This window comes from Flavobacterium sp. 1355, from assembly GCF_017833415.1.
Lineage (GTDB): Bacteria > Bacteroidota > Bacteroidia > Flavobacteriales > Flavobacteriaceae > Flavobacterium.
On the sequence record NZ_JAFICC010000004.1, the window covers coordinates 296,425 to 320,369 of the forward strand.

The following is a 23,945-nucleotide window of genomic DNA, read 5'->3' on the forward strand; positions in this document are numbered from 1 at the left end:
ATATTCTTTGAAAAAAGCATCTTTTGTTGAAAAATCTTCGCATAAAATTTTACTGTTTAAGTTCTAAACGGGCTGTTTAATTATTTATATTTGTTCCTCTGTTTTTATAGAAAAATAATATGAATTTTAAAACTTATATACATGTCAACATTACGTTTTCAGGCTTTAAAGGAAGCTTCTACGAGAAAGCCGGTGCATTTTGAAGAAATTGATAGAAAATCTAACCTTTTTGGTGCAAATGTGTTTAATGAAAAAGCAATGAAGCAATATTTGACTTCAGATGCTTTTAAAGGAGTAAGAGATGCAATTCAGCACGGGACTAAAATAGAAAGAAAACTGGCCGATTATATCGCGATGGGCATGAAGGAATGGGCACTTGCCAAAGGTGTAACGCATTATACACACTGGTTTCAGCCACTTACGGGGACAACTGCAGAAAAGCACGATGCTTTTTTTGAAACCTCTTATGATGGAAGTGACCCTGTAGAAAAATTTGGCGGAGCACAATTGGTACAGCAGGAACCGGATGCATCGAGTTTTCCGAATGGCGGAATCAGAAACACATTCGAAGCAAGAGGTTATACAGCCTGGGACCCGACCTCTCCGGCATTTATATATGGTACAACTTTATGTATTCCGACAGTATTTATTGCTTATACAGGTGAAGCTCTGGATAATAAAATTCCGTTGTTAAGAGCCTTATCTGCAATGGATGAAGCAGCAACCGAAGTCTGCAGATATTTTGATAAAAACGTAAAAAAAGTAACAGCAACGCTAGGATGGGAACAGGAATATTTCCTGATTGATAAAGCTTTGGCTAATTCTCGTCCCGACTTAATGATGACAGGAAGAACCTTATTAGGACATACTTCTGCAAAAGGACAACAATTAGACGATCATTATTTTGGTTCAATTCCAACTCGTGCCTTAACTTATATGAGAGATTTGGAGCAGGAATGCATGTTATTGGGAATTCCGGTAAAAACACGTCATAATGAGGTTGCACCAAATCAGTTTGAGCTGGCACCTATTTTTGAAGAAACCAATCTTGCAGTCGATCACAACTCCTTATTAATGGATGTAATGCAGAGAGTAGCAGAACGTCATGACTTTAAAGTATTATTTCACGAAAAACCATTCAAAGGCGTAAACGGTTCAGGAAAACACAATAACTGGTCACTGGCAACAGATACAGGAGTTAACTTATTAAGTCCGAGCAAGACACCAATGAGTAATTTACAATTTCTGACTTTCTTTATCAATACTATAAAAGCTGTAAACGATTACGAAACCTTGTTGAGAGCCTCTATTGCAACAGCAAGTAACGATCACAGGTTAGGAGCAAACGAAGCGCCCCCGGCAATTATTTCTGTTTTTATCGGAGCACAATTGACGAAAGTTTTGTCTGAATTGGAAAGTGTTACGACAGGTAAGTTATCTCCTGAAGAAAAAACAGATTTAAAACTAAATGTAGTGGGGAAAATTCCGGATGTTCTTTTAGATAATACTGACCGAAACAGAACATCACCTTTTGCTTTTACCGGAAACAAGTTTGAGTTCAGAGCGGTGGGTTCAAATGCAAACTGTTCAAATGCAATGACTACACTAAATGCAATTGTGGCCAAGCAATTAAAAGACTTTAAAATAGAAGTCGATTCTTTGATTGATTCAAAAGACATGAAAAAGGACGATGCTATTTTTAATGTCCTAAGAGAATACATCAAACAATCTAAAAAAATACTTTTTGAAGGTGACGGTTACAGCGACGCCTGGGAAAAAGAAGCTGCAAAAAGAGGGTTAAGTAATTTTAAAACTACTCCCGAAGCTATCAAAGCAAAGGTTTCTAAACAAGCATTAGACTTATTCGCTGAATTAGGGATTTTTAATCATGTCGAAGCCGAAGCACGTTATGAGATTGAATTAGAAGAGTATACTAAGAAAATTCAGATTGAAGGAAGAGTTTTGGGTGATATTTCAAGAAATCACGTAATTCCGACAGCTATTCGTTATCAAAATACTTTGATTGAAAACGTAAAGGGATTAAAAGAGATTTTTGGTAAGGAGTTTGAAACTATTGCCAAAGAGCAAATTGTCCTTATAAAAGAAATCTCAGGTCACATTGAAGGAATCAATTCTAAAGTTTTGGCAATGACCAACGAACGTAGAAATGCAAATCAATTAACAGATGCCCAACAAATGGCAGAAGCGTATTGCAATAAAGTTAAGCCTTATTTTGAAGACATTCGTAATCACTGTGATAAATTAGAATTATTAGTAGACGACGAAAGCTGGACATTGACTAAATACAGAGAACTGTTATTTACTAAATAATTTTTTTTGCCACGAATTGCACAAATTTTCACGAATTCTATTTTGGATTTTTCGCTAAATAATAATGAACAAAAATCATCCGCTAAGGATGATTTTTGCTTTATAAAAATTTGTGCTAATTCGTGTAATTTGTGGTAAATAATTCTGCTCAATCCTTAAACCATAAAATAATTTTAATTAGTGAAAATTAGTGCAATTCGTGGCAAAAACTTTTTCACAATCAATATAAGGAATCATTCAAAGAATTAAAAAAAGGGATTATCTTTGCACCACATCAACACAAACAAATTTTCATGAGTTCAGATTCTAGCAAAAGGTACGCACAAAGAGGTGTTTCGGCATCAAAAGAAGACGTACACAACGCCATAAAAAATATCGATAAAGGTTTATTTCCTCAGGCATTTTGTAAAATTGTTCCTGATTATTTAACTCAGGATGCTGATTATTGCTTAATTATGCACGCAGACGGAGCCGGTACAAAATCATCTTTGGCTTATATGTACTGGAAAGAAACTGGCGATATTTCGGTTTGGAAAGGAATTGCTCAGGATGCTCTTATCATGAATATTGACGATTTATTATGTGTTGGTGCAACAGATAATATCTTGCTTTCTTCAACAATCGGAAGAAATAAAAACCTAATTCCGGCAGAGGTAATCTCTGCAATTATTAACGGAACAGAAGAATTAATCAACGAATTAAAATCTTTTGGAGTAACCATTCATTCAACAGGTGGAGAAACCGCCGATGTTGGAGATGTTGTTCGTACGATTATTGTAGATTCTACCGTAACAGCTCGTATGAAACGCAGCAATGTTGTAGATAATGCTAATATAAAAGCAGGAGACGTAATTGTTGGGTTGGCATCTTTTGGTCAGGCAACTTACGAGAAAAGCTATAATGGCGGAATGGGAAGTAACGGATTAACTTCTGCACGTCACGACGTTTTCGGAAAATATCTGGCTAAAAAATACCCTGAAAGTTATGACGCCCTTGTTCCGGAAGAATTGATTTATTCTGGTCAGGTAAATTTAACAGATGAAGTGGAGAACAGCCCAATAAATGCGGGTCAGTTGGTACTTTCTCCAACAAGAACGTACGCACCAATAATCAAGAAAATTTTAGATACTTATACTCCAAATGAAATTCACGGAATGGTACATTGTAGTGGAGGAGCACAGACTAAAATTCTACATTTCGTTCAAAATCTACATATTATAAAAGACAATTTATTCCCGGTTCCACCATTGTTCAAACTAATTCAGGAGCAGTCAAAAACCGATTGGAAAGAAATGTATCAGGTTTTTAACTGCGGTCATAGAATGGAAATTTATGTACCTGAAAATATTGCTCAGGATATAATTGAAATTTCAAAATCATTCAATGTTGATGCACAAATCGTTGGTAGAGTAGAAGTGGCCGATGCTAAGAAACTTACTATTACAAGCGAATACGGAACATTCGAATATTAGAACAAACACGAATTTCACAAATTTCACAAATTTCACAAATTTATTCGTGGAAATTGGTGAAATTTGTGTTTAAAAAACAGCAGGCTATGTACGAATTACTTTTTTGGAGATATTTAGACGAAATTTACCTAAACCATCATGAGGTTTACGAATCCCTTGTTGAGAAAGAAGAAGTTGAAGGTCTGGAAATTCTTCCGGTTGAAGTAATCCTAAATCGTATCAATTCTGTTTTTTCAAAATGGGAAAGAGTCGATGAAAACAGCTGGAAAAATAACGACGGAAAAGGTGCTTTTCAGGTAATTACAACACCACAAAGCGTAAAAATAGATTGTTACGGAACCGAAGGAAAAACAATGAATAAGTTAGTCGATGTAATGGCAGAATTCAAATGTCCGCTTTACGATCCTCAAGTTCCTGAGCGTTATGATGAAATGAGTGAATAGGTTTTTATTTTAAACTTTGCGCAACTTCGTGAAATCTTGGCGAGTCTCTGCGAAATAAGTAAGTTATAACACAAAGATGCACTAAGATTTCACAGAGGCACACAAAGAATAAAAATAGGAGTTCAACAACTAATTTTAATTTCTCATACAATATTATCCTAGAAGACGATTTAATTTTATTCCATTGGAATTTAAAATTTTGGAATTTAAATTTAATAACTACCCATCCTTCAATAATAAACCCTGTTCTTTTCTAATTTTAGCGACCAATTGATCAACATAGGTTTTTATTTTCTGCGGAAGTGAATTCCAGGTGGGATCCTTTTTAAAACTTCTTCCATAATCTAAATCAGATTCGACTGCGCGAATAACATATTTTTTGTTTTTATAAACAATAATAATTTTTACACGTCTTATTTCGTCATATTCTGTTCTGGTTCCATAGACAATTACGGGATCAATATAACCATCACCATCTAGATCTTTGGTATTGCAGTATTTTGTCCAAAACCAAATAGTTGTTTCCTTCGGAATAGTATCTTCGAGCAAATCATTGATTCTCCATTTTTCAATAAAGCCTCCATGATCATTCATGACACAAATTGTCTGAATCTTAGTATTTAAAGTATCTTTTTTTGAGATGCTTTTTTTGTTTTCAGTAAAAATTAAATCATAAACTCCGCCTTTATCGCTGTATTCAAAAGCCTTATAAATAGGAAAATCCGAAACTTCATTAAGCTCTCTTTGTGTTATTTGTTCTTTTGTTAATCTATAACTTTCAGTTTTTTGAGAAAAACCAAGTATTGAATTTATTAGAAACAGAAATAAAAATATTTTTTTCATCAGGCGTTTAGTTTATAATCCAAAGATATTTAAATGTATTTAGTTTAAAATTTAAATTTATTGTAATTTTCTAAACTCGAAATAATTATAAAAACTTCATGAATATGCCTCAAAAAACCGACTCTCGTTTTGTGATTGGAATTTTACTACTTGCCTTTACAATTAGTATAAATGCACAGAAAAAGACTGACGAACTTAGAAATCTAATTCAATATGTTGATCCAATGATTGGAACAGCAAAAATGGGACATACTTATCCCGGTGCAACAGTTCCTTTTGGAAGTGTTCAGTTAAGTCCCGAAACAGATACAATTGCATACAGTTTAAACGGGAAATATAATGGCGAAGTTTATAAATACTGTGCAGGTTATCAGCATGAAGATAAAACTATTGTTGGGTTCAGCCACACACATTTCAGCGGAACCGGGCATTCTGACTTAGGAGATTTTCTAATTATGCCGACAACAGGAAAATTACAATTAAATCCCGGAACAGCTTCTAAACCTTTATCAGGGTACAGATCATCATTCTCACATTCATCAGAGAAGGCAGAACCGGCCTATTACAGTGTTCTTCTGGAAGACCATAATATCAAGGCTGAATTGACGGCAACAACCAGAGTTGGGATGCATCAATATACTTTTCCAAAATCAGATGACGCCCATATTATTCTGGATTTAACTTCCGGAATTTATAATTATGACAAAAAGAATGTCTGGACATTTGTTCGGGTCGAAAACGATACTTTAATCACAGGTTATCGCCAGACCAATGGCTGGGCAAGAACCAGAACGGTTTATTTTGCTATGTCTTTCAGCAAACCAATAAAAAGCTACGGACAGGCAGCACAGGAAAAAAGTGTTTACAGAGGTTTTTGGGGAAGATTTGATCAAACTAAAAACTTTCCGGAAATGGCGGGTCAAAACCTAAAATTGTTTTTTGATTTTGATACCAAAGAAGGTGAGAAAATTAAAATAAGGTAAGTATACCCACTTTACACCAAAATTAAAAAAGAGCAAATAATATCTACTTGCTCTATAACTTAATCTATAAGAGAAACCAAAAAAATCGTAGCTTGATGTTCAGGTTAATTCTAATAGTTCTGTTTCTGTGTTTGTTCTTACTCATAGGGTTTTCGGGTTTAAAAATGATTCATTTTATTAAACCATCCTATTTGACAACACATCTCAAATATATTAAAAATACTAATACTTAATAAAACTATTAAAAATTTCTATATGTTTATTGACATTATTACGTCATTTGTTGTATATTTGTCACCACAATCAAAATTATGGTTTTCCATAAAAGCACTAAAAAAGAAAACCCGATAGTGTAGGAACTACCGAGTCTCTTTTAAATCTTACATTATAAGTGTAAGATATAGTTAATAAATTCTACTATTACTTTTATTGATCCCGCAAAAGATGCAATATTTTTAATCATAGTAGTTAATTTCGTCACGACGGACTTTGGCGTAGTTACTTTCTCTACGCGGTCTATTTCACAATAGTCCTCTTTGTTTTTCATAACGATGAAAGTTTAATTATACAATAAAAGCAATGAACTTTTAAAGCTTCTGTAATTGGAGAGCTTTATTTTTATAAAGGTAGTTCTTATCTTTATTCTCACTAATACGCATTTTAATACATTCAAACAAAGTTATTAACAATATAGGTACACTTTTTATCTTTATAATTATTCACTAACAACAAAGCCACTTCATTACGGAGTGGCTTTTTTAATACTTAATATCATGGACTTAAAACAATTTGAAACAGCAACAAAAGAACAACAGAACGAATTTCTTATTTCATTAAAAGACACAGATAAAAACATATCTGATTATATAGTAAAAGAGAGAGTGACTAATATGAGAAATATAACTTTGGAAGCAATGTCAGAAGAAGAACAATTAGAGTATCCTAGATGGTATCGCCCTTAAATCTTAAAGTTTCTAACACCATTACTGCATCTTTTATACTTTTAGGGATGTGAGGATGTGAATATTTCAGAAAATCCCCACTAGAAGTACCATTATCTATTCCTGCTATCCTTAAAATAGTTACTGAATTAGTTGTAAATTTAGTTTTGTCGCATTCAATCACTTTAAAATAGAATGATTCCTTATGTGGATAATCTTTAGATATAGGTTTTTCTGAGTAGTAGAAAATCCTTTCATCAGGACTAGAAGATAGTAGAGACATAGTGTATGGATTTTTAATCAAATATATTAAAAACATTATAGGCCAAACTAGGTATAAATACTTGTTTTATTTTTATGAAATATAATCTTTCAGTTTTTGGAAACAGTTTGTACCCTTATTTAGACTCTATACATTTTGAATAATAAAAGGTATATTTGATAATAAATTTAGTCAATTCCAACAAAAGTTTTATGTCAAATATTTACTGGCCTGTTTATAAAAATTTAGAAGCAGGGGTTCTTAATTTAAGTTATTCAATTCACATTGATGATAATCAACTAAATGTTTATTCATCTCAAATCTCCGATCTTATTTTAAGAGCGTCTGCCGAAATAGAGTCCATATCAAAAGAATTATATAAATTAAACGGAGGAACAAAAACAACAAAGATAAGGTATGATACAGATGCATTAGAACATTTAAATTCTCTATGGAAGTTGGAACAAAAAGTAGCATTGATAAGTTCTGCAAATTGTTTTCAAACTATCAAGGAGCTCAAACCATTTGTCAAAAATGAAACTAGTACATTTCATGGACAGCCAACATATACATGGAACAATTCGTATCAAAACCTTAAACATGATAGAGCTAATTCCTTGCAGTTTGGTAATTTAAAATATCTATTTGATATTATGTCTGCATTATTTATTCTGAATTTATATTATAAAAATGATGTAATTTCTTTGTATAATGACGGTGGGGGAATTAATTTTCCTTTAAACATGGGATCTGATATTTTTTCTGTAAAATTTCATAAATGGTTTCTTTATGACCAAAATCTGAATTATGGAAAGAAAGATTTTTTTGATGAGTGTTTATACTATATGCACTACACAGAAGGGACTATTGAAAATATAAAAGAAGCATATAAGAAAGATTTAAATGGTATGAAAGAATCATTTTTAAGGTATCCTGCAACAACAGAATATTTACAAAATAATACAATTGCAGATGTGGTTGATGAGGATTTCATGAAGAATATATTAGGAAGAGACGATTATTTAAATCTTTGTTTACGTAATATGGAAAACCAATCCGAGGCAGCGAAATACTATCAATGGCAGGCATTCATAAATAAGAATGAATTTTAATTTAAAAATAAAGCCACTCGTTAGTTGGAATGGCTTTATAATACTTAATATCATGGAAAAAGAAGTAGAAGTTCCTTATCAAACATTAGCATTAAAAACACGTAGAAATACCTAGTTTGTTTGATCTAAATTATCAGAATTAATTACAATATTTGGTGTTAGCATCTTTAACCCATTTTTTAGGATCAGGAGTAAATCCATTATCAACAGTTATACAATTGATCTTGTTTTTTGTTGCAGACATTGAATTTATAAAAGTATTTCTACCGTTTTTTAAGTTCAGAGTTTTTAACTGGTTATTCTCTAACTGAATGTAGTATATGAGTTTGTTGTTAGATAAGTCTATATTTTCAATCAAAGTATTAGTGCAGTAAAGACTTCTTAGGTTTGCCAATTCTTTAAGATTTAACAGAGAAATAAGAGTAGAACTTACTTTTAAGTGTATAATCTCTTTATTATTTGTCAAATCAATTTTAAGAATTTTATTGAATGTAATATCAAGAAGAGTTAATTTTGGGTTTTTAGAAATATCTACAGATGTTAGCTTATTATAAGACAAGGCTAAACTTTCAAGATTAGGTAACATTTCTAAATTTATAGATGTTAAACTATTATTGTTATCATTAACACCATCTATTGGACTTCCTCCTAAATTAATTTCTTTTAAAGATATAACAGGTGTTTTTGGAAATTTTATTTCCGTTATTGCATTCTTACTTAAATTAATTGTTTTTAGTTGTGTGCTCCCTGATAAATCTATAACGCCAATTACTCCAGAGTTTTGAAAATCTATTGATTCTAAGTTTGTCTGAGTATTTAAGTTCAAAATGTTTTTAATTCTAGCTAATGAACAATCTAACTTAGTAAGTTTACTGCTTTTTGGAAGAATTATAGTTTGCATGGTGGTTATTGCATTGGATTTAGCCCGAACATTAAAGTTTATCTCTTGTAGATTAGAATTATTGTAAAGATTTAAAATATTGGCATTAGGGTTAATATTACTATCACGAAGTAAAACGTAACCTGTAATTGTTTGTAAATTTTGGAACGATTCAATACCCCCAAGATTGCTTACAGCACCACTATTTCCTAAATCAAGTTTAGTAATTTTTGAAGCTTCTTCGCATGAAATCTTAGAATCATTATTTAAATCATACCCTTTGGATATTAAGAAATTTAAAAAAGAAGAATTATTGGAGTCAAACTTTACATAACCTGAACACTCTACAATATATTTAGAAAGCTCAGAATTATTTGTTTCAGAACCCTCAGCCGAAGAATCATCAGAACTGGAACAGCCAAATAGCAAAATTGACGTAAACAAATGGAGTAATTTTTTCATAGTTTTTAAATTAGAAGGTATTATTATTTAGAGAGTACAATAGAGGAATTTGATTTGCCAATGACATATAAGTATCTTTTAGTTTTATTAATTGCGTCGTAAAACAATACAAACCTAAGACCTTCGTCTAAAAGAGTTATTCCATATTCACTTTCATAGATATATACTTTTGATTGCGAATTATATTCTACAAAATTTTGAGATCTGCCTAACCATTGATTTTGCCCACGTTTAAACCATACTGTATTTTTATCGAAATACAAATAGCCGTTAAATTTTTCTTCTTTAACTGATTTCCATACTCCATTTTCAAGTACTTGGTCTACAATCGTAGGAACACCATAACCGCCAGTTAAAGATGTTGTAACATTGATTTTATAAGAAGGTTTATTGTATGTTGAGTTATAAGAGGTATTTTGAATTGGAGTTGAATTTGTAAAGGATTGGATAGGATAACCATTATCCCTAGCTAATGTTCCGACTTTTCCAGTATAGGGATTGATATTTCCTACAGTTGTAAAATTATTGTTTACAGTATAGTCACGGTTTGTTCTGTAATGCGAAGGTACAACTGTACCATCTGTACGTGCATAAGAATTTACCCAGACATCTTGAGCGAAAGAATTTAAACAAAGAAAAAACAGTAAAAGAGAAGTAAATTTTTTCATAGGGTTTAGTTTGTATCACTAAAACCCAAAGTGAAGTTGTTATACAAAAAAGCGTGGGTTTGTAACCGTACCAAGAATCGGGGTTCTGGACAAACCTTGCACCAATGATAAGTTACGCCCACGCCGTAGCATGAGCATAGTCTTATTATCGTGTGGTGCTTTTGAAATTGTCCAGATTTCGATACCATGATAATAGCTAACGCTAATATTTTAATTCAATCGCAAATGTAATAAATTACAGCAGATTTCAAACATTTGTTATTGAAAAATACCCGAAGTACATTTGTAATCAGGTCTTTAAAGAATTAAAAATCGTTAAAACTAGAATTTAGTTACACTAAAATTTTGTTTAAGTGTAAAAATCTGCTAAATTTGCGTAAAGAAAAACGAAGACCCATGTTTAATAAGGATTTCAATTCAATATTGGAAGTTGCGAGAGAATTCTCTACAGAAGAAAAATGCATAGAACATTTAGAAGCTTTGTATTGGAGTAACAAACCAGTAAGTCCTTTTCACGAGGATAGTATAGTTTATAAATGTAAAGGCAATAAGTACAAATGCAAAACAAGCGGAAAATACTTTACTGTAAAGACAGGTTCTATGTTTGATAACACAAAAATTGAATTACCTAAATGGTTTATGGCTATCTTTTTAGTAACAAACCATAAAAAAGGTATCAGTTCAGTACAGCTTGGAAAAGATTTGCAAATTAGTCAGAAGTCTGCTTGGTTTATGCTACATAGAATCAGAAAATGTTTTGGAATAGAAAATGACATTGATGATAAATTTGAGGGTATTTGTGAGGCGGACGAATCTTTTTTCGGCGGGAAAAATAAAAATAGGCACAAAGACAAAAAAGTTCCAATGTCACAGGGTAGAAGTTTTAAAGACAAAACACCAGTGATAGGAGTTTTACAGAGAGGGGAATCTGAAATAATAGACGGTAAAAAGATTATGTTATCTCACAGTAAAGTAAAATGTATTGTTGGTAAAAACACTAAGAGTGAAACAATCCAACCCTTTATTAAATCAGTTGTTATAAAAGACAGCGTTTTAATTTCGGATGAATGGTGGGGATATAGAGGATTAGAAAATACATACGACCATCATGTAGTAGACCACGGCAAAAAACAATATGTAAATTTTGATAATCCTGAGATACACAGTAATTCTATGGAAGGATTTTGGGGAATAATGAAACGTTCCTACAATGGTATTTACAATTGGTGGTCAAGAAAACATATTCAAAACTATGTAGACGAGCATGTATACAGATTTAACCTTAGAGAATTAAAAAACTCTGAAAGATTCAACTACTTGCTTAAAAATTCGCAAATCAGAACAAAATACAAACAATTAACAGCTTAATTATGAAAGAAAAATCTACTGAATACCAAGTTGCTTTAGCACTTCAGCAAGCCGCTGAGGCTTTGAACCTAAAGCTAATTCCAATTGCTTACGAAGCCCATTCTTACTCTCTAAAAGAGAGGCTTCAAATACTTTTCTTTGGTCATCTGTAAGACAGCTTTCTAAAGCTTTAATTCTTAAACCATGTACCGCAAGACTTAAGTTAATATCATTTATATCTTTTGCATTCATAATAATGAGATTTAAAACACATAGTTAAGAAATTATTTACAGAAACACAAATGATAAATTGCTAACTTTGAAACTTTAAACATAATGATTTGAAAATACTAGAAAAAGAGAAGCTTTTACAAGATGAAAGCATACACAAGACAGAATTTGAAAAACAATGGTATTTCAGTCTTGAAGATATGGCGATATATTTACAAGAGGATTTATCAGAGGTTGAAAATATAGAACTACCGTTATTAATCGACGGAAAACGAAAGACAGTCCAGACTGCAACTTTTGAGGACATAGAAAAAGGGCGGAAAAAAGAACCTTTATCAGAATTTAATAAAGCTCTTTTGAAAGCCAGACACTTTAAGAAATGACATATAGTTGGAAATCAAATAAAAAACAATACCTTTGTAAGGTAAATAATCCAATTATGAGCGAAGAAAAAATTGCCCATCTAGAAAAAAGAATAGATAAATTAGAGTATAAAATAGATAAAATCATAAGTACTCTAAAAGATTTAGCTCCAGCTTTAGATGGAAACTTTGTAGAAATTAAAGATAAACTAGATAGTTTAGAAGTTAAAGTTGATAAGCTTGATGGTTCAACTGAACAAGGTTTTAAAGAAGTTAAGTGGGAACTCCAAAAAATTCAAGATGTAACTAAATATGCAGATGAATACTCAAACATTCCGCCTGCAAAAGCTTAATTTATACGCCTAAAAAATAATTCCTAAGCCTCTACTAATTTAGAGGCTTTTTTATTTGCTATATTTGAGAAACTTAAAACTAACTAATTATGAAAGGATTTATTAAAATAACAAACTTACGTGGTCAAATAATTTACTTAAACATCGACTACATAATTAAGTTCAATGAGCTACCAAGTAAGAACGGCACAAAAAATACTGTTATTAGAGTAACGTCAGGGCAAGAGGTGGCGACATTACTGACGAACACTAGTGCAGAAGAAATTGCAAATATGATAGAAATTTCAAAAGGATAATTCTAATGGAAATCTTTATAGGCGTAGCTGCTTTACTTATAGCTTGGTTAACATATCAAAAAACTTTCAATTCAAAACCTGATGAAGAAAGAAACAATTTACTAGCTGTTTTTATTACCACTCAAAAATTACATTTAGAAGTTCAATCTATTCTTCAAAAGTATATCGATGATAACGATGGTGCTAATCACGAACTCTATCCAAACATAACATTTCAGAAAATGTTGGATATGTACAAACAAGAGTATGAAAAAGGCTTATCTGATAAAGTTTACAATGAGCTAAAAAACAATGAAATTTATACTAAAAGTAATATTGCAACTTTTCAAAATATGATTGACACGCAACATAATGCTTTACTACAATTTAAAAATCAATTACTATTTTTAACCCCACCCGCAAAAAACTAGAAACAAGTAGATCTGGTGTAAAGTGGGTATACTTACCTAAAATAAAAATGGCTCTTTCTCCAGTAAGCTCAGCAGGTGCCTTAGAGAACATGAAAAAAGAAGTCCCGGGCTGGGATTTCGAAAAAGTAAAAAAACAAAGTCAGGAAATTTGGAATACTGAGTTGAATAAAATTCAGATCGAAACCATTCAAAAAGAAGATTTAGTGAATTTTTATACCGCAATGTATCACGCATTTCTTGGTCCGACAGAATATATGGATTTAGATAAAAATTATAAAGGTTTGGATATGAATGTTCATAAAGCAGAGAACTTTACAAACTACACCAGTTATTCGCTTTGGGATACTTATAGGGCTTTGCATCCGTTGTTTAATATTGTTCAACCAAAACGAAATGCAGATATGGTGAGTTCTATGCTGGCACATTCAGATCAGAGCGTGCACAAAATGCTTCCGATCTGGTCGCATTATGCCAATGAAAACTGGTGTATGATTGGCTATCATTCTGTTTCTGTTGTTGCTGATGCGATTGTAAAAGGCAATATTAATTTTGATGCCGAAAAAGCGCTTCAGGCCTGTGTTACTACAGCAAAAGTACCTTATTATGACGGATTAGAATATTATATGAATAAAGGTTATGTTCCCGAAGACAAAAATGGTTCTTCGGTTTCTAAAACTCTCGAATATGCTTATGATGACTGGGCAATTGCTCAGGCTGCAAAGAAATTGGGCAAAACAGAAATTTATAATGAATTCATAGAAAGATCTAAAAATTATAAAAACGTTTACGATGCCAAAACAGGATTTATGCGTCCTAAATTAAACGACGGAACTTTTAAGAAAGAATTTGATCCTTTAGACACACACGGACAAGGTTTTATTGAAGGAAATTCATGGAATTACAGTTTGTATGTGCCACAGGACCCCGCCGAAATGATTAAAATGATGGGAGGAAATGAAAAGTTTAATGTTCGGTTAGATTCATTGTTCAACATGCATTTGCCTGATAGATATTTCGAAAACACAGAAGATATCACCAGAGATGGAATTATAGGGAATTATGTTCACGGAAATGAACCTTCGCATCATGTGGTCTATTTGTACAATTGGACAAACTCTCCGTGGAAAGCGCAAGATAAAATCAGAATGATTTTGAAAAAAATGTACCGAAACGGAGCAGACGGTTTAGGAGGAAATGACGATTTCGGACAAATGAGTGCCTGGTATATTTTTAGCAGTTTAGGGTTTTATCCTGTTGCGCCGGGCTCAGATGAATATGCATTAGGAAGTCCATTAGTTAAAAGCGCTGTTTTCAACCTGGAAAACGGTAAGAAATTCGAAGCCGAAACCGTAAATCAATCGGACAAAAATGTGTTTGTAAGTAAAGTAATTTTGAATGGAAAACAATTAGACAAGCCTTTTCTCAGACATGCAGATGTTATTAGTGGAGGAAAGATTACTTTTTATATGAGTTCGAAACCGAATAAGAAGAATTATTAAATCCGATGAGTTAAACCTGTCAGGTTTGTTGATGCTAAGGCTTCGACTCCTATAAACCTATCGGTTTTCTCGATGTCACCCTGAGCGGAGTCGAAGGGCGCTCCAATTGGACATGGGCTTCGACTTCGCTCAGCCTGACAACACCTAAATACAGAATTAAATTCGAGAAAATTAGTGCAATTTGTGGGGAAAAAATTAATAAGAACAAAAAACAACAGACTTTGTAAAAACTTCACGAAATTTGCACTTTAAACAATAATAAATATGAAAATAAATCTAAAATCAGGAATTGATAAATTGCTTTTCGGAATGAAGCAAAACGATGTAACGGCTGCTTTAGGAAAACCTGATAAAAATTATAAAGACGAAGATGATAATGTGATTTTTGTGTATAACGCACATAAAATCAGATTAACATTTTATGAGGAAGAAGAATTAAAATTAGGCTATTTAGTAGCTTCAAGTAATGATTTAGAAGTTTTTGGATTCAAACTTATCGGAAGAAAAATTGCTGATGTAAAGAAAGATTTCACTGCAAAGGGAATTACAAAATACACTCAGGAAACTTTTGATACTTTTGAGAATTATTTCAACGAAGACAATTGGTTTATTTTGCAAACCGAATTTGATGAGGTTGTAAAATTTGAAATTGGAGCAATCATTAACGATAAAGATGAATTTGACTGGAAGTTCCCGGTTAAGAAGTAAGCAGAATTTTGTCATACTGAGGAACGAAGGATCACACTAGATGATCGCGTGATTGGTGATATTCTTTGTAGAGTTTCTCGTGTGATCCTTCGTTCCTCAGGATGACAAAGCAAAAAAACCGACAAGTGATTGTCGGTTTTTTTGTTGTTAATCAAAAGAAATTACCCTTTCAACCATGCAGTTTTAAGTTTCTCTTTTGAAGCATCTGTAGCTTTAAAAGTTTCTGTTTCTTCATATGGTAATTTCACAGTTCCTTTGATGGTTTGTTCAGTACCGGAACGTTTTATTTTAACTGTAATTGGATCGTTCTCTTTCCAGTTTTCGCTTTCTCCAATTAAGTCATAAATATTGTCTAAGTTATATGCTTTGTCATTAATGGAAATAATTGCATCCCCGGCTTTAAGATTTAAGTTAGTAAAGAATACGTTTAAATCCATATCAGGTCTAACACTTATAACTTTTGTTGCTTTATCGATTCCAATGTAAGGAGTTTGTCCTTTAATGAAAATTGATCCCGGTTTTTTCTCAGAAGATTTTGTTACACCAACTTTGGCTAAATAGAAATCGTAAGGAATTGGAGTAGTTCCGGCAACATATTTGTTTAAAAACTCACCAACTTCAGGATAAGTCAATTCAGTAATTTTTGCAAAAAGTTCGCTATCATTAAATGGTTTTTCAACACCATATTCATTGGATAATTTATGCATTAAATCAAGAATTCCTCTTTCTCCATTGCTTTTTTCTCTAATAATAATGTCAATACACATTCCGATTAAAGCTCCTTTTTGATATACGTTTAAGTACTGGTCTTTATACGGCTGCTCTAATACATTTTTACTCATTACAGTAAACGACATAGTATCGTTTAAACCTTTTGCCTGTTCGATTTTATCAGCTATACGAGTGTAAAATTCAGCTTCGTCAATTAATCCCTGATTAATTTGGAAAAGGTTTGCAAAATATTCAGTTACACCTTCATACATCCATAAATGCTCAGACATTTTTGGTGCATTGTAATCAAAATACTGAATTTCTTTTGAGTGAATAGTCAAAGGAGTTACAATGTGAAAAAACTCGTGAGAAACCACATCTTTCATTGATTCAACCAATTTTTCTTTTGGCATAGATTCAGGTAAAACAACTGTTGTAGCTGTTGGATGCTCTAAAGCTCCAAAACCATGCGCATCATCTTTTGCCATGCTTGATAAATACAATAAAACAGTATATTTTTTAGTCGCATTTACTTTTCCTAAAAAGTTCTTTTGCGCTGTCATCATTGTTTTCATTTCCGGTGTAATACTTTCTGCAGTAAATTTTCCGTTAGGAGAATACACGGCAATCAAAATATCCATTCCGTTTACGTTAAAGGTTGTATAATCCGGTTTAGAATACATAATAGGATTTTCAACCAGAACAGCATATCGTGGTGTTGAGAAAACATCGCTTGTTTTGCTGGCATCTTCGTCTGTCATTGAAGTAGCCCCCCAAAGTGTTTCTGGATGTGTAATGGTAACTTTGTATGGAGCATCTAGTTTATCCTGAAAATAACCTACAAAACCATGAGTGTTTACCATGAAATTAACTCCTGCATTGATGTTTGTACCTGCTGGTGAAAAAACATCATCATTTCCAAAACCAGTTCCTTTTTCTGTATCAAATGTATCGCCAACTAAATAAGTTACTTTTTGTAATGTTTTAGCATTAGAAATCGACCATGAATTATCGTCAATTCTTTTTACTGTCAATGCATTTCCTTTAGCATCATACGCCTTAAAATCATCAGAGTATTTACCGTAATTATCTGTAGAATATGTTCCAGGTACAGTTTTAGGAATACTGTAAATGACTTCGTCTGTTTTGATAGCCGGAGGAGTTACCGTTACCAGAACTTTATCGTCTTTTACATCAACAAGATTAATATTAACGTCTACTGTCTTGTTTTTTGCAGCTCCGGAAGTAGTCCCGGTTTTACAGCTCCAGAATGTTACAGCAAGTGCTAAAGTGTAAATTATTTTTTTCATTTGTTTATATTTAGTTATTCGTATATGACACGTAAAGGATAAAAAAGTTACAGAATTGTTAGAAAACTTATAAAAATAAAAAAACTCCTGAATTTCAGGAGCCTTATTTTAGTCTAATTTATTTTTTATATAATATTTCCCATCCAAATCTTCATCAAAATCATCAATTTTAACGGGTTTTGGTTTCGGTTTATTTGCAAGAGCTTTCTTTTTCCACATTTCAAATTTTTCAAGTGGCATTTTCTTCTTCAAAATTTCCAATACTTCTTTTTCTGCCAATCCAAATTCTTTTTTTATAATTTCAAATGGATTTCTTTCTTCTAAAGCCAGAGAAACAAGTTTTTCCGTTTGTTCCCAATTCAATTCTTTGCGGTTACTCTTTTTCATCTCGTGAAAATTAATTCAAAATAGGTGTTAATGATTAATAGATTGATTTTCAATTTATATATCAATATTAATAAAAAAAATAATTAGTTGGTACGTCGTAGATGTTTTTTTTAATGATTTTGATTGTTTTTTGCAGATCGTGATTTTTGAAACGGAATATTTAGCAAATTCTTCAATTTATTATTTTCTTCTGGCAGCATATGCGTATCTACGCCATAAATTAACTCTTCTTTGGGCAGCGATGTAAAAGTGCCAAAAAGACGGTCCCAAACAGAAAAAATATTACCATAATTACTATCTGTATAAGGTAAAACATAATGATGGTGAACTTTATGCATATTGGGTGAAACTATAAAATAGCTCAAAACGACATCCAGTTTATTCGGAAGAGAAATATTAGCATGATTAAACTGAGACGCAATAACAGATAAAGATTGGTAAAGGAAAACCATCCACATAGGGCTTCCTACAAATAAAACTCCAAGAGTTGTAAACGTAAAGCGTATGACGCTTTCACCAGGATGATGTCTATTGGCACTTGTTGTGTCTATCCAGGTATCAGTATGATGAATAATATGAAATCGCCATAGAAATTTTACTTTATGTTCTACTAAATGAGCCAGATAAGCACCAATTAGATCGAGTAGAAGCAAACCTGTTATTGTATATAACCATATCGGAATCTTTGGCAGCCAATTTAGAATTCCAAATTGATTTTCAGTTGTCCATGCGGCAGTTTTTATTAAGATAAAAGCCAGAATAAAATTGACAATTATTGTAGTAAGGGTAAAAAAGAAGTTAATTCCCGCATGATTCCATTTTTTGTACTTCATTTTAAATAATGGAAATGTACTTTCAATCAGCCAAAAGATTGTTATTCCTCCAACAAGAATGAGACTCCGATGAGAAGAAGGTATTGTACTAAAATATGTAATTATTTCATTCATGATTCAATAATGTATTATATCAAATTTAAATAATTTAATGAATCTAATAAAAATAGAATGTTAAATGTGTAATTATTTAACAATAAGTATGTAGGCTCAATATCTTAAAAAATAAAAAAGAGAAAAGCAAAATTCTAATTTCACTTTTCTCTTATATGATTTATTATGTTATCCAGGGTTTATCTCCTTATCAGACTGATAATGAATAATAAAATCCATGCACCTCCAGCGGCTATAATAATTTGCCACAGCAGTCCGCCACCGCCGATACCAAACTTTGCTGCAAGCCATCCGCCAAAAATTCCGCCAATAATACCAACAACGATATTACCAATAATACCAAATCCTCCGCCTTTCCATAATTGTCCGGCCAGCCAGCCAGAAATAGCTCCGATAAGTAAAAAATATAAAAAGCCCATAGAGATATATGTATTAATGATTATTAATTTTTTTAGAATAATATTTTATGCTTCTTCGTGATTTTGAAGCAAAGTTTTATAAATAAATCCAGCTACAACGGCACCCAGGATAGGAGCAACCCAAAATAGCCAAACTTGTGACAATGGTTCTCCCCCGGTAAAAACAGCCTGAGATAATGACCTTGCAGGATTTACAGAAGTATTTGTAATAGGAATACTGATTAAGTGAATTAATGTCAGGGCTAAACCAATTGCAACTCCACAAAAAGGAGTACTGGCAAATTTATCAGTTGCACCTAAAATTATTAGTAAGAAAAATAATGTCAGTACAAACTCAGCGATCAGGCAAGCGAGCATTGAATACCCATCTGGTGAAAATGCGCCAAAACCATTTGTAGCAAAAGCTCCCGCTCTGGTATTGTCAATTACAAACCCGGCTTTTCCGGATGCAATGGTAAATAAAGTTCCGGCAGCAGCAATTGCTCCAACACATTGAGCAATAATATACGGAAGAAGATCTTTGGCAGGAAACCTTCCGCCAGCCCATAGTCCAAAAGAAACAGCGGGATTAAAATGCCCTCCAGATATATGCCCAACGGCGTATGCCATTGTGAGAACGGTCAAACCGAATGCTAAAGCAACACCTGCAAACCCAATCCCCAGCTGAGGATAAGCGGCTGCAAAAATGGCACTTCCGCAACCTCCAAAAACAAGCCAATAAGTTCCGAAGAACTCAGCAAATAATTTTTTCATGGTAAAATAGTTTTAATTAATAGTTGATTGTTAACGGGTATATTGAAAAGCCCAAAAAACCAATGCAATTTGTAAGGGCAAACGTATTAATAAAATTAGTTTAAACAAAGAAAAACCACCTTTTTTCTTACAGAACATATAAACATTAGCAGGGAAAACGGCTATTAATAATGCGATAATTCCCCACGCAGCAAAACGGGTCGCGACAGGAACAGCTAGGAGTATGCCTAAAATAATTTCGGCTGCACCACTTAGAATATTTAGCAATTTGGGATTAGGAAAAAATGGAGGAATGATTCTGATGTACATTCCCGGATTTTTAAAATGATTGATTCCGGCAATTATATAAAGAAAAGCCATTAAATATAAATGCCAGGGTAAATTCATATATCGTATTGTTTGACACGAAATTATGAAAAATAGTAACAGTTATAACGTTATCGTAGCTTTTTTTTGAAAGATATAAAATTGTTAAGCCTTTCGTTTGAAATTGACATTCATAATAATGATTGCCAGAATGATTAATACAATGCCAATCCATTGAATAAAGAGAACTTCCTCATTCAATAAAATATAGGCCATCATCACCGAAACCGGAAGCTCCAGTGCAGAAACAATACTCCCTAATCCAATACCGGTCAAAGGAAATCCTGCATTCATCAGCATAGGCGGTATAATGGTTCCGAATAATGATAAAACAATTCCCCATTTCATAAAAATGGCAAGATTAAAAGGTGTAACCTGTGTAAAGAATGCAAACGTAAATACAATTATTGCCCCTCCCAAAAGCATATACAGGCTACGTTGTGCAGATGAAATTTCTGTAGCCACACGATTTGCAGTAAACATTGTTGTTGTAAAAGAAGCTGCTGCCAAAAGGCCCCATGCGATTCCCCGCCAATCTAGTTTTATATCATTATTGATAATGTTGGTTGCAAGCACCGTTCCTGTCAGAACAATGAATACAGCAATAACTTTTTGTTTTGAAGGTAATTTTTTTTCTAAAATCATTTCAAGTAAAACTCCCATCCAAACGGTCTGCATTAACAAAACAATTCCAATTGATACAGGAATAAATTTTACAGCCAGGTAATAGAATAAACTTGTCATTCCTAATGAAGTTCCGGCAGTCATTAAGCTAATAATATTCTTTGGAGTTGCTTTTACAGCAGTATTTTTGTTTTTTATTTTTTGAAAAGAATTAATCAATAAAATACCAATAATACCAAGTACAAACTGAGAGGTTGTAACTTCGGCAGTTGTATATCCTTCAGAATAAGCCATTTTTACAAAAGTAGCCAGCATTCCGTAAGTTGTAGCTCCTAAAGCAACGAAAAACACTCCTTTTAATACATTATTTTGTGACATTTTATTGTATGGGTTTTGAAAATTCAAGCCGGCAAAGATAACGTATTTTGTTCGGAATTAAATGTAAAAAGTATGTAAAGCTTGTAGTTGTTGTAATTTCAGGGGTTATTTTGAAATGTAAATTGCATATTTAATAAAACGAGAAATAAAGAAAGCCATTAAAAAATTAATTTTAATGGCTTTCTTTTATACTGAAAAAAAAATCTTAAATAATTATTTAACAGGTTGGTTATTATACGTTTCAATTTCAAAAATCAAAGTTGCATTTGGCGGAATAACTCCTCCGGCACCTTTTTCTCCATAAGCTAGATTTGCAGGAAGAAAGAAAATTGCCTTATCACCATCAGTCATCATGTTCAGTGCTTCAATAAATCCGGGAATCATTCCGTCTTTTTTACCGGCTACAAATGGAAATGCCTGATATCCTTTTTGAGCATCTCTGTTGGCATCGTATTTACCGTAAGCTTTTGCTACTTCAGCCATACTGCTGTCAAAAAGATTTCCGTCCTCAAAATAACCTGCATAATGAAAGAAGAAAGTAGTTCCTTCAGCTGGTTTTACACCAGATCCTTTTTGTGTGATTTTATATTTTAAACCAGAAGCTGTTGTTGTTGCTTCAGCTTTGGTACTGGCAAAATAAGCCGCTTTTGCAGTAATTACTTTTTGGCTTTCAGCTTTTTTGGCTTCTTCCTTTTTTGCTTCATCGGCAATAACTTTTACGGCATCAAATTTTTTGGCAGCAGCACCTTTGCGTGTAATCGTGATTTTCGTCATAATATCATCCTGAACAATTTTGTTTACATTGTCCATTCCAGAAACCACATGGCCAAAAATAGTGTGTTTGCCATTTAACCATGGAGTATCCTTATGCGTGATAAAAAACTGGCTTCCGTTTGTAGCTGGTCCCGAATTAGCCATTGCTAAAACACCGCCTTTTTCAAACTTTAACTCAGGTACAAATTCATCTTTAAAAGAATATCCCGGGCCGCCTGTACCATTTCCGTCAGGATCACCACCCTGAATCATAAAATCATTTATAACTCTGTGAAATTTTAATCCGTCATAAAAAGGTTTGCCTTTTAGTCTTTCCACTTTTACATTTGGATTTTTACCTTCTGCCAAAGCGATAAAATTTGCCACTGTTAAGGGTGCTTTTACATACTCTAAGGACAGAACGATATCGCCTTTGGTTGTAGAAATTGTTGCAAAAATCCCTTCAGCAGGATTTTTAGCAGCTACGGTTTTTGTTGCAGCCGGTTTTTTTGCAGCCGTTTTTTTTGTCGTTTGTGCCTGAATATTTGCTATTGCCAGGCAGAATATAAATAGATATTTAAATTTCATTGTATTTAGAATTTAAGTCTATGTTGATTATTGTGGTTTTTCTAATAGTTGTACTTCGAAGATAATATTTGCATTAGGCGGAATAACTCCTCCGGCTCCTGTTGCTCCATAAGCTAAATGCGATGGAATAAAAAGTACCGCTTTGTCTCCAAAAGAAAGCTTCTCAATACCTTCAATAAATCCAGGAATCATGCCATCTTTACGGCCTGCCTGAAAAGGAATTGGCTGATACGCTTTTGCTTCTGCTCTTGCAGGATCAAATTTTCCAAAGGTTTTGGCAACATCTTCAATACTGGTATCAAATAAAGTTCCGTCTTCTAGAAAACCTGCATAATGAATGTATAACTGTGTTCCGGCAGCTGGTTTTTTTCCTGCACCTTTTTCTGTTATAACATATTCTAAGCCACTGCTTGTTTTAGTTGCTTTTGCTTTTAATGCAGTATAAGAATCTATTTTTTCTTTTTGAATTCCGGCAAATTTACTTTGCTCTTTTGCTATATCCGAAAAATAATCGTGAAATACTTTTACAGCGTCAAATTTCTTAGCTGCTTCACCATTTCTGATAATAGTTACAGAAACAATATTATCACCTTGGACTACCTTATTCACTACTTCCATTCCCTTATCAACTACATGACCAAAAATAGTATGTTTTCCGTTTAGCCATGGAGTCTCAACGTGTGTGATAAAAAATTGGCTGCTGTTTGTTCCAGGGCCATTATTTGCCATTGCCAAAACGCCGCCTTTATCAAATTTTAAATCTGAGAATTCGTCTTTAAATTTATAACCAGTATCTCCGGAACCAGTTCCTAACGGATCTCCGGTCTGGATCATAAAATCTTCAATAACTCTGTGGAATTTCAAACCATCAAAAAATGGTTTTTTTCTAAGGCTTTCAGTAACAAATTCATTTTTACCTTCAGCCAAAGTGACAAAATTTGCAACCGTTATTGGTGCTTTTTTATAGTCTAATTCAACAATAATGCTTCCTTTATTAGTTTCTATCTCGGCGTATAAACCGTCTGGCAGATTACTGTGTTTGTCTTTACAAGAATAAAACGAGGTAACGGCCAATAGTAATATTGCAATACTTTTTTTCATTTTAA

Annotated in this window: 25 protein-coding genes and 2 pseudogenes; 13 read left to right on the forward strand and 14 right to left on the reverse strand. The window is 32.8% G+C overall.

The features are described from left to right. The first annotated feature begins 141 nt into the window (after positions 1-141). From JOD96_RS07140 to JOD96_RS07150, 3 genes are all read left to right on the forward strand, one after another. The gene (locus JOD96_RS07140) at positions 142-2,331 is read left to right on the forward strand and encodes a glutamine synthetase III (RefSeq protein WP_209563588.1); all 2,190 of its coding nucleotides are present in this window, start codon (positions 142-144) and stop codon (positions 2,329-2,331) included. A 293-nt stretch (positions 2,332-2,624) separates the two neighbouring features. Continuing rightward, positions 2,625-3,803, forward strand: a complete 1,179-nt coding sequence (locus JOD96_RS07145; protein WP_209563589.1) for an AIR synthase related protein — start codon at positions 2,625-2,627, stop codon at positions 3,801-3,803. A gap of 86 nt (positions 3,804-3,889) precedes the next feature. Further along, on the forward strand, positions 3,890-4,246 hold the full coding sequence (locus JOD96_RS07150; RefSeq protein WP_209563590.1) for a hypothetical protein: 357 nt from the start codon (positions 3,890-3,892) through the stop codon (positions 4,244-4,246). Positions 4,247-4,465: 219 nt separating this feature from the next. On the opposite strand, the gene JOD96_RS07155 is transcribed toward JOD96_RS07150, so the two are convergent. Continuing rightward, complete coding sequence (locus JOD96_RS07155) at positions 4,466-5,089, reverse strand: M949_RS01915 family surface polysaccharide biosynthesis protein (protein ID WP_209563591.1); 624 nt, start codon at positions 5,087-5,089, stop codon at positions 4,466-4,468. 104 nt (positions 5,090-5,193) lie between these two features. Between JOD96_RS07155 and JOD96_RS07160 the strand changes: the two are divergent. Together JOD96_RS07160 and JOD96_RS07165 are read left to right on the forward strand one after the other, a co-directional pair. Continuing rightward, positions 5,194-6,069, forward strand: a pseudogene (locus JOD96_RS07160) (glycoside hydrolase family 92 protein); the annotation flags it as partial. A 776-nt stretch (positions 6,070-6,845) separates the two neighbouring features. After that, the gene (locus tag JOD96_RS07165; protein ID WP_209563592.1) at positions 6,846-7,034 is read left to right on the forward strand and encodes a hypothetical protein; all 189 of its coding nucleotides are present in this window, start codon (positions 6,846-6,848) and stop codon (positions 7,032-7,034) included. Here JOD96_RS07165 and JOD96_RS07170 read toward each other — a convergent pair. Next, the gene (locus JOD96_RS07170; protein WP_209563593.1) at positions 7,015-7,296 is read right to left on the reverse strand and encodes a hypothetical protein; all 282 of its coding nucleotides are present in this window, start codon (positions 7,294-7,296) and stop codon (positions 7,015-7,017) included. The two genes, JOD96_RS07165 and JOD96_RS07170, sit on opposite strands and share 20 nt — an antisense overlap. Positions 7,297-7,487: 191 nt before the next feature. On the opposite strand from JOD96_RS07170, the gene JOD96_RS07175 reads away from it, so the two are divergent. Continuing rightward, complete coding sequence (locus JOD96_RS07175) at positions 7,488-8,387, forward strand: hypothetical protein (RefSeq protein ID WP_209563594.1); 900 nt, start codon at positions 7,488-7,490, stop codon at positions 8,385-8,387. Positions 8,388-8,526: 139 nt separating this feature from the next. Here JOD96_RS07175 and JOD96_RS07180 read toward each other — a convergent pair whose 3' ends face one another. Beyond that, positions 8,527-9,729, reverse strand: a complete 1,203-nt coding sequence (locus tag JOD96_RS07180) for a hypothetical protein (RefSeq protein WP_209563595.1) — start codon at positions 9,727-9,729, stop codon at positions 8,527-8,529. A 23-nt stretch (positions 9,730-9,752) separates the two neighbouring features. Then, positions 9,753-10,397, reverse strand: coding sequence for a hypothetical protein (locus JOD96_RS07185; RefSeq protein ID WP_209563596.1), 645 nt, complete (start codon positions 10,395-10,397; stop codon positions 9,753-9,755). Between the two features lie 396 nt (positions 10,398-10,793). On the opposite strand from JOD96_RS07185, the gene JOD96_RS07190 reads away from it, so the two are divergent. Beyond that, positions 10,794-11,765, forward strand: a complete 972-nt coding sequence (locus tag JOD96_RS07190) for an IS1595 family transposase (RefSeq protein WP_410744173.1) — start codon at positions 10,794-10,796, stop codon at positions 11,763-11,765. A gap of 15 nt (positions 11,766-11,780) precedes the next feature. Here JOD96_RS07190 and JOD96_RS07195 read toward each other — a convergent pair whose 3' ends face one another. After that, entirely contained in the window at positions 11,781-11,996 is a 216-nt protein-coding gene (locus JOD96_RS07195) for a hypothetical protein (RefSeq protein WP_209563598.1), read from the reverse strand. Between the two features lie 89 nt (positions 11,997-12,085). Here JOD96_RS07195 and JOD96_RS07200 point away from each other — a divergent pair, with 89 nt between their 5' ends. The 6 genes and pseudogenes from JOD96_RS07200 to JOD96_RS07225 all read left to right on the forward strand — a co-directional run bounded on the left by JOD96_RS07200 (position 12,086) and on the right by JOD96_RS07225 (position 15,603). After that, entirely contained in the window at positions 12,086-12,358 is a 273-nt protein-coding gene (locus JOD96_RS07200; protein WP_209563599.1) for a hypothetical protein, read from the forward strand. A 56-nt stretch (positions 12,359-12,414) separates the two neighbouring features. Beyond that, on the forward strand, positions 12,415-12,690 hold the full coding sequence (locus JOD96_RS07205) for a hypothetical protein (RefSeq protein WP_209563600.1): 276 nt from the start codon (positions 12,415-12,417) through the stop codon (positions 12,688-12,690). Between the two features lie 89 nt (positions 12,691-12,779). Next, a complete protein-coding gene (locus JOD96_RS07210) occupies positions 12,780-12,986 on the forward strand; it encodes a hypothetical protein (RefSeq protein ID WP_209563601.1) in 207 nt (68 codons plus the stop codon). A gap of 5 nt (positions 12,987-12,991) precedes the next feature. Beyond that, positions 12,992-13,396 carry a hypothetical protein gene (locus JOD96_RS07215; protein ID WP_209563602.1) on the forward strand — a complete coding sequence of 135 codons (405 nt, stop codon included), beginning with the start codon at positions 12,992-12,994 and terminating at the stop codon, positions 13,394-13,396. Between the two features lie 38 nt (positions 13,397-13,434). Then, a pseudogene (locus JOD96_RS07220) lies at positions 13,435-14,895 on the forward strand (GH92 family glycosyl hydrolase); the annotation flags it as partial. Between the two features lie 264 nt (positions 14,896-15,159). Continuing rightward, on the forward strand, positions 15,160-15,603 hold the full coding sequence (locus JOD96_RS07225; protein WP_209563603.1) for a hypothetical protein: 444 nt from the start codon (positions 15,160-15,162) through the stop codon (positions 15,601-15,603). Between the two features lie 161 nt (positions 15,604-15,764). Here the strand turns inward: JOD96_RS07225 and JOD96_RS07230 are convergent, their stop codons facing one another. From JOD96_RS07230 to JOD96_RS07270, 9 genes are all read right to left on the reverse strand, one after another. Continuing rightward, complete coding sequence (locus JOD96_RS07230; RefSeq protein WP_209563604.1) at positions 15,765-17,624, reverse strand: peptidase M61; 1,860 nt, start codon at positions 17,622-17,624, stop codon at positions 15,765-15,767. Positions 17,625-17,732: 108 nt separating this feature from the next. Then, entirely contained in the window at positions 17,733-18,011 is a 279-nt protein-coding gene (locus JOD96_RS07235; protein ID WP_035684082.1) for a DUF2805 domain-containing protein, read from the reverse strand. Between the two features lie 110 nt (positions 18,012-18,121). After that, entirely contained in the window at positions 18,122-18,958 is an 837-nt protein-coding gene (locus tag JOD96_RS07240; RefSeq protein WP_209563605.1) for a sterol desaturase family protein, read from the reverse strand. Between the two features lie 179 nt (positions 18,959-19,137). Then, positions 19,138-19,377 carry a GlsB/YeaQ/YmgE family stress response membrane protein gene (locus JOD96_RS07245; protein ID WP_209563606.1) on the reverse strand — a complete coding sequence of 80 codons (240 nt, stop codon included), beginning with the start codon at positions 19,375-19,377 and terminating at the stop codon, positions 19,138-19,140. Positions 19,378-19,422: 45 nt separating this feature from the next. Further along, positions 19,423-20,130, reverse strand: a complete 708-nt coding sequence (gene aqpZ / locus JOD96_RS07250; RefSeq protein WP_209563607.1) for an aquaporin Z — start codon at positions 20,128-20,130, stop codon at positions 19,423-19,425. A gap of 30 nt (positions 20,131-20,160) precedes the next feature. Continuing rightward, on the reverse strand, positions 20,161-20,517 hold the full coding sequence (locus JOD96_RS07255; protein ID WP_209563608.1) for a DoxX family membrane protein: 357 nt from the start codon (positions 20,515-20,517) through the stop codon (positions 20,161-20,163). A gap of 84 nt (positions 20,518-20,601) precedes the next feature. Then, entirely contained in the window at positions 20,602-21,498 is an 897-nt protein-coding gene (locus JOD96_RS07260; protein ID WP_209563609.1) for an EamA family transporter, read from the reverse strand. Between the two features lie 213 nt (positions 21,499-21,711). Then, positions 21,712-22,839: a peptidylprolyl isomerase gene (locus JOD96_RS07265; protein WP_209563610.1), complete on the reverse strand. Its 1,128-nt coding sequence runs from the start codon at positions 22,837-22,839 to the stop codon at positions 21,712-21,714. 27 nt (positions 22,840-22,866) lie between these two features. After that, the gene (locus tag JOD96_RS07270; protein ID WP_209563611.1) at positions 22,867-23,940 is read right to left on the reverse strand and encodes a peptidylprolyl isomerase; all 1,074 of its coding nucleotides are present in this window, start codon (positions 23,938-23,940) and stop codon (positions 22,867-22,869) included. Between the last annotated feature and the right edge of the window lie 5 nt (positions 23,941-23,945).

Coding starts and splice junctions, on each gene's coding strand:
- JOD96_RS07255 (WP_209563608.1), bottom strand. CDS start 20,517: ATGAATTTACCCTGGCATTTATATTTAATGGCTTTTCTTTATATAATT.
- JOD96_RS07165 (WP_209563592.1), top strand. CDS start 6,846: ATGGACTTAAAACAATTTGAAACAGCAACAAAAGAACAACAGAACGAA.
- JOD96_RS07155 (WP_209563591.1), bottom strand. CDS start 5,089: ATGAAAAAAATATTTTTATTTCTGTTTCTAATAAATTCAATACTTGGT.
- JOD96_RS07190 (WP_410744173.1), top strand. CDS start 10,794: ATGTTTAATAAGGATTTCAATTCAATATTGGAAGTTGCGAGAGAATTC.
- JOD96_RS07180 (WP_209563595.1), bottom strand. CDS start 9,729: ATGAAAAAATTACTCCATTTGTTTACGTCAATTTTGCTATTTGGCTGT.
- aqpZ (WP_209563607.1), bottom strand. CDS start 20,130: ATGAAAAAATTATTTGCTGAGTTCTTCGGAACTTATTGGCTTGTTTTT.
- JOD96_RS07195 (WP_209563598.1), bottom strand. CDS start 11,996: ATGAATGCAAAAGATATAAATGATATTAACTTAAGTCTTGCGGTACAT.
- JOD96_RS07240 (WP_209563605.1), bottom strand. CDS start 18,958: ATGAATGAAATAATTACATATTTTAGTACAATACCTTCTTCTCATCGG.
- JOD96_RS07265 (WP_209563610.1), bottom strand. CDS start 22,839: ATGAAATTTAAATATCTATTTATATTCTGCCTGGCAATAGCAAATATT.
- JOD96_RS07270 (WP_209563611.1), bottom strand. CDS start 23,940: ATGAAAAAAAGTATTGCAATATTACTATTGGCCGTTACCTCGTTTTAT.
- JOD96_RS07170 (WP_209563593.1), bottom strand. CDS start 7,296: ATGTCTCTACTATCTTCTAGTCCTGATGAAAGGATTTTCTACTACTCA.
- JOD96_RS07245 (WP_209563606.1), bottom strand. CDS start 19,377: ATGGGCTTTTTATATTTTTTACTTATCGGAGCTATTTCTGGCTGGCTG.
- JOD96_RS07145 (WP_209563589.1), top strand. CDS start 2,625: ATGAGTTCAGATTCTAGCAAAAGGTACGCACAAAGAGGTGTTTCGGCA.
- JOD96_RS07150 (WP_209563590.1), top strand. CDS start 3,890: ATGTACGAATTACTTTTTTGGAGATATTTAGACGAAATTTACCTAAAC.
- JOD96_RS07260 (WP_209563609.1), bottom strand. CDS start 21,498: ATGTCACAAAATAATGTATTAAAAGGAGTGTTTTTCGTTGCTTTAGGA.
- JOD96_RS07210 (WP_209563601.1), top strand. CDS start 12,780: ATGAAAGGATTTATTAAAATAACAAACTTACGTGGTCAAATAATTTAC.
- JOD96_RS07230 (WP_209563604.1), bottom strand. CDS start 17,624: ATGAAAAAAATAATTTACACTTTAGCACTTGCTGTAACATTCTGGAGC.
- JOD96_RS07175 (WP_209563594.1), top strand. CDS start 7,488: ATGTCAAATATTTACTGGCCTGTTTATAAAAATTTAGAAGCAGGGGTT.
- JOD96_RS07185 (WP_209563596.1), bottom strand. CDS start 10,397: ATGAAAAAATTTACTTCTCTTTTACTGTTTTTTCTTTGTTTAAATTCT.
- JOD96_RS07215 (WP_209563602.1), top strand. CDS start 12,992: ATGGAAATCTTTATAGGCGTAGCTGCTTTACTTATAGCTTGGTTAACA.
- JOD96_RS07225 (WP_209563603.1), top strand. CDS start 15,160: ATGAAAATAAATCTAAAATCAGGAATTGATAAATTGCTTTTCGGAATG.
- JOD96_RS07205 (WP_209563600.1), top strand. CDS start 12,415: ATGAGCGAAGAAAAAATTGCCCATCTAGAAAAAAGAATAGATAAATTA.
- JOD96_RS07235 (WP_035684082.1), bottom strand. CDS start 18,011: ATGAAAAAGAGTAACCGCAAAGAATTGAATTGGGAACAAACGGAAAAA.
- JOD96_RS07140 (WP_209563588.1), top strand. CDS start 142: ATGTCAACATTACGTTTTCAGGCTTTAAAGGAAGCTTCTACGAGAAAG.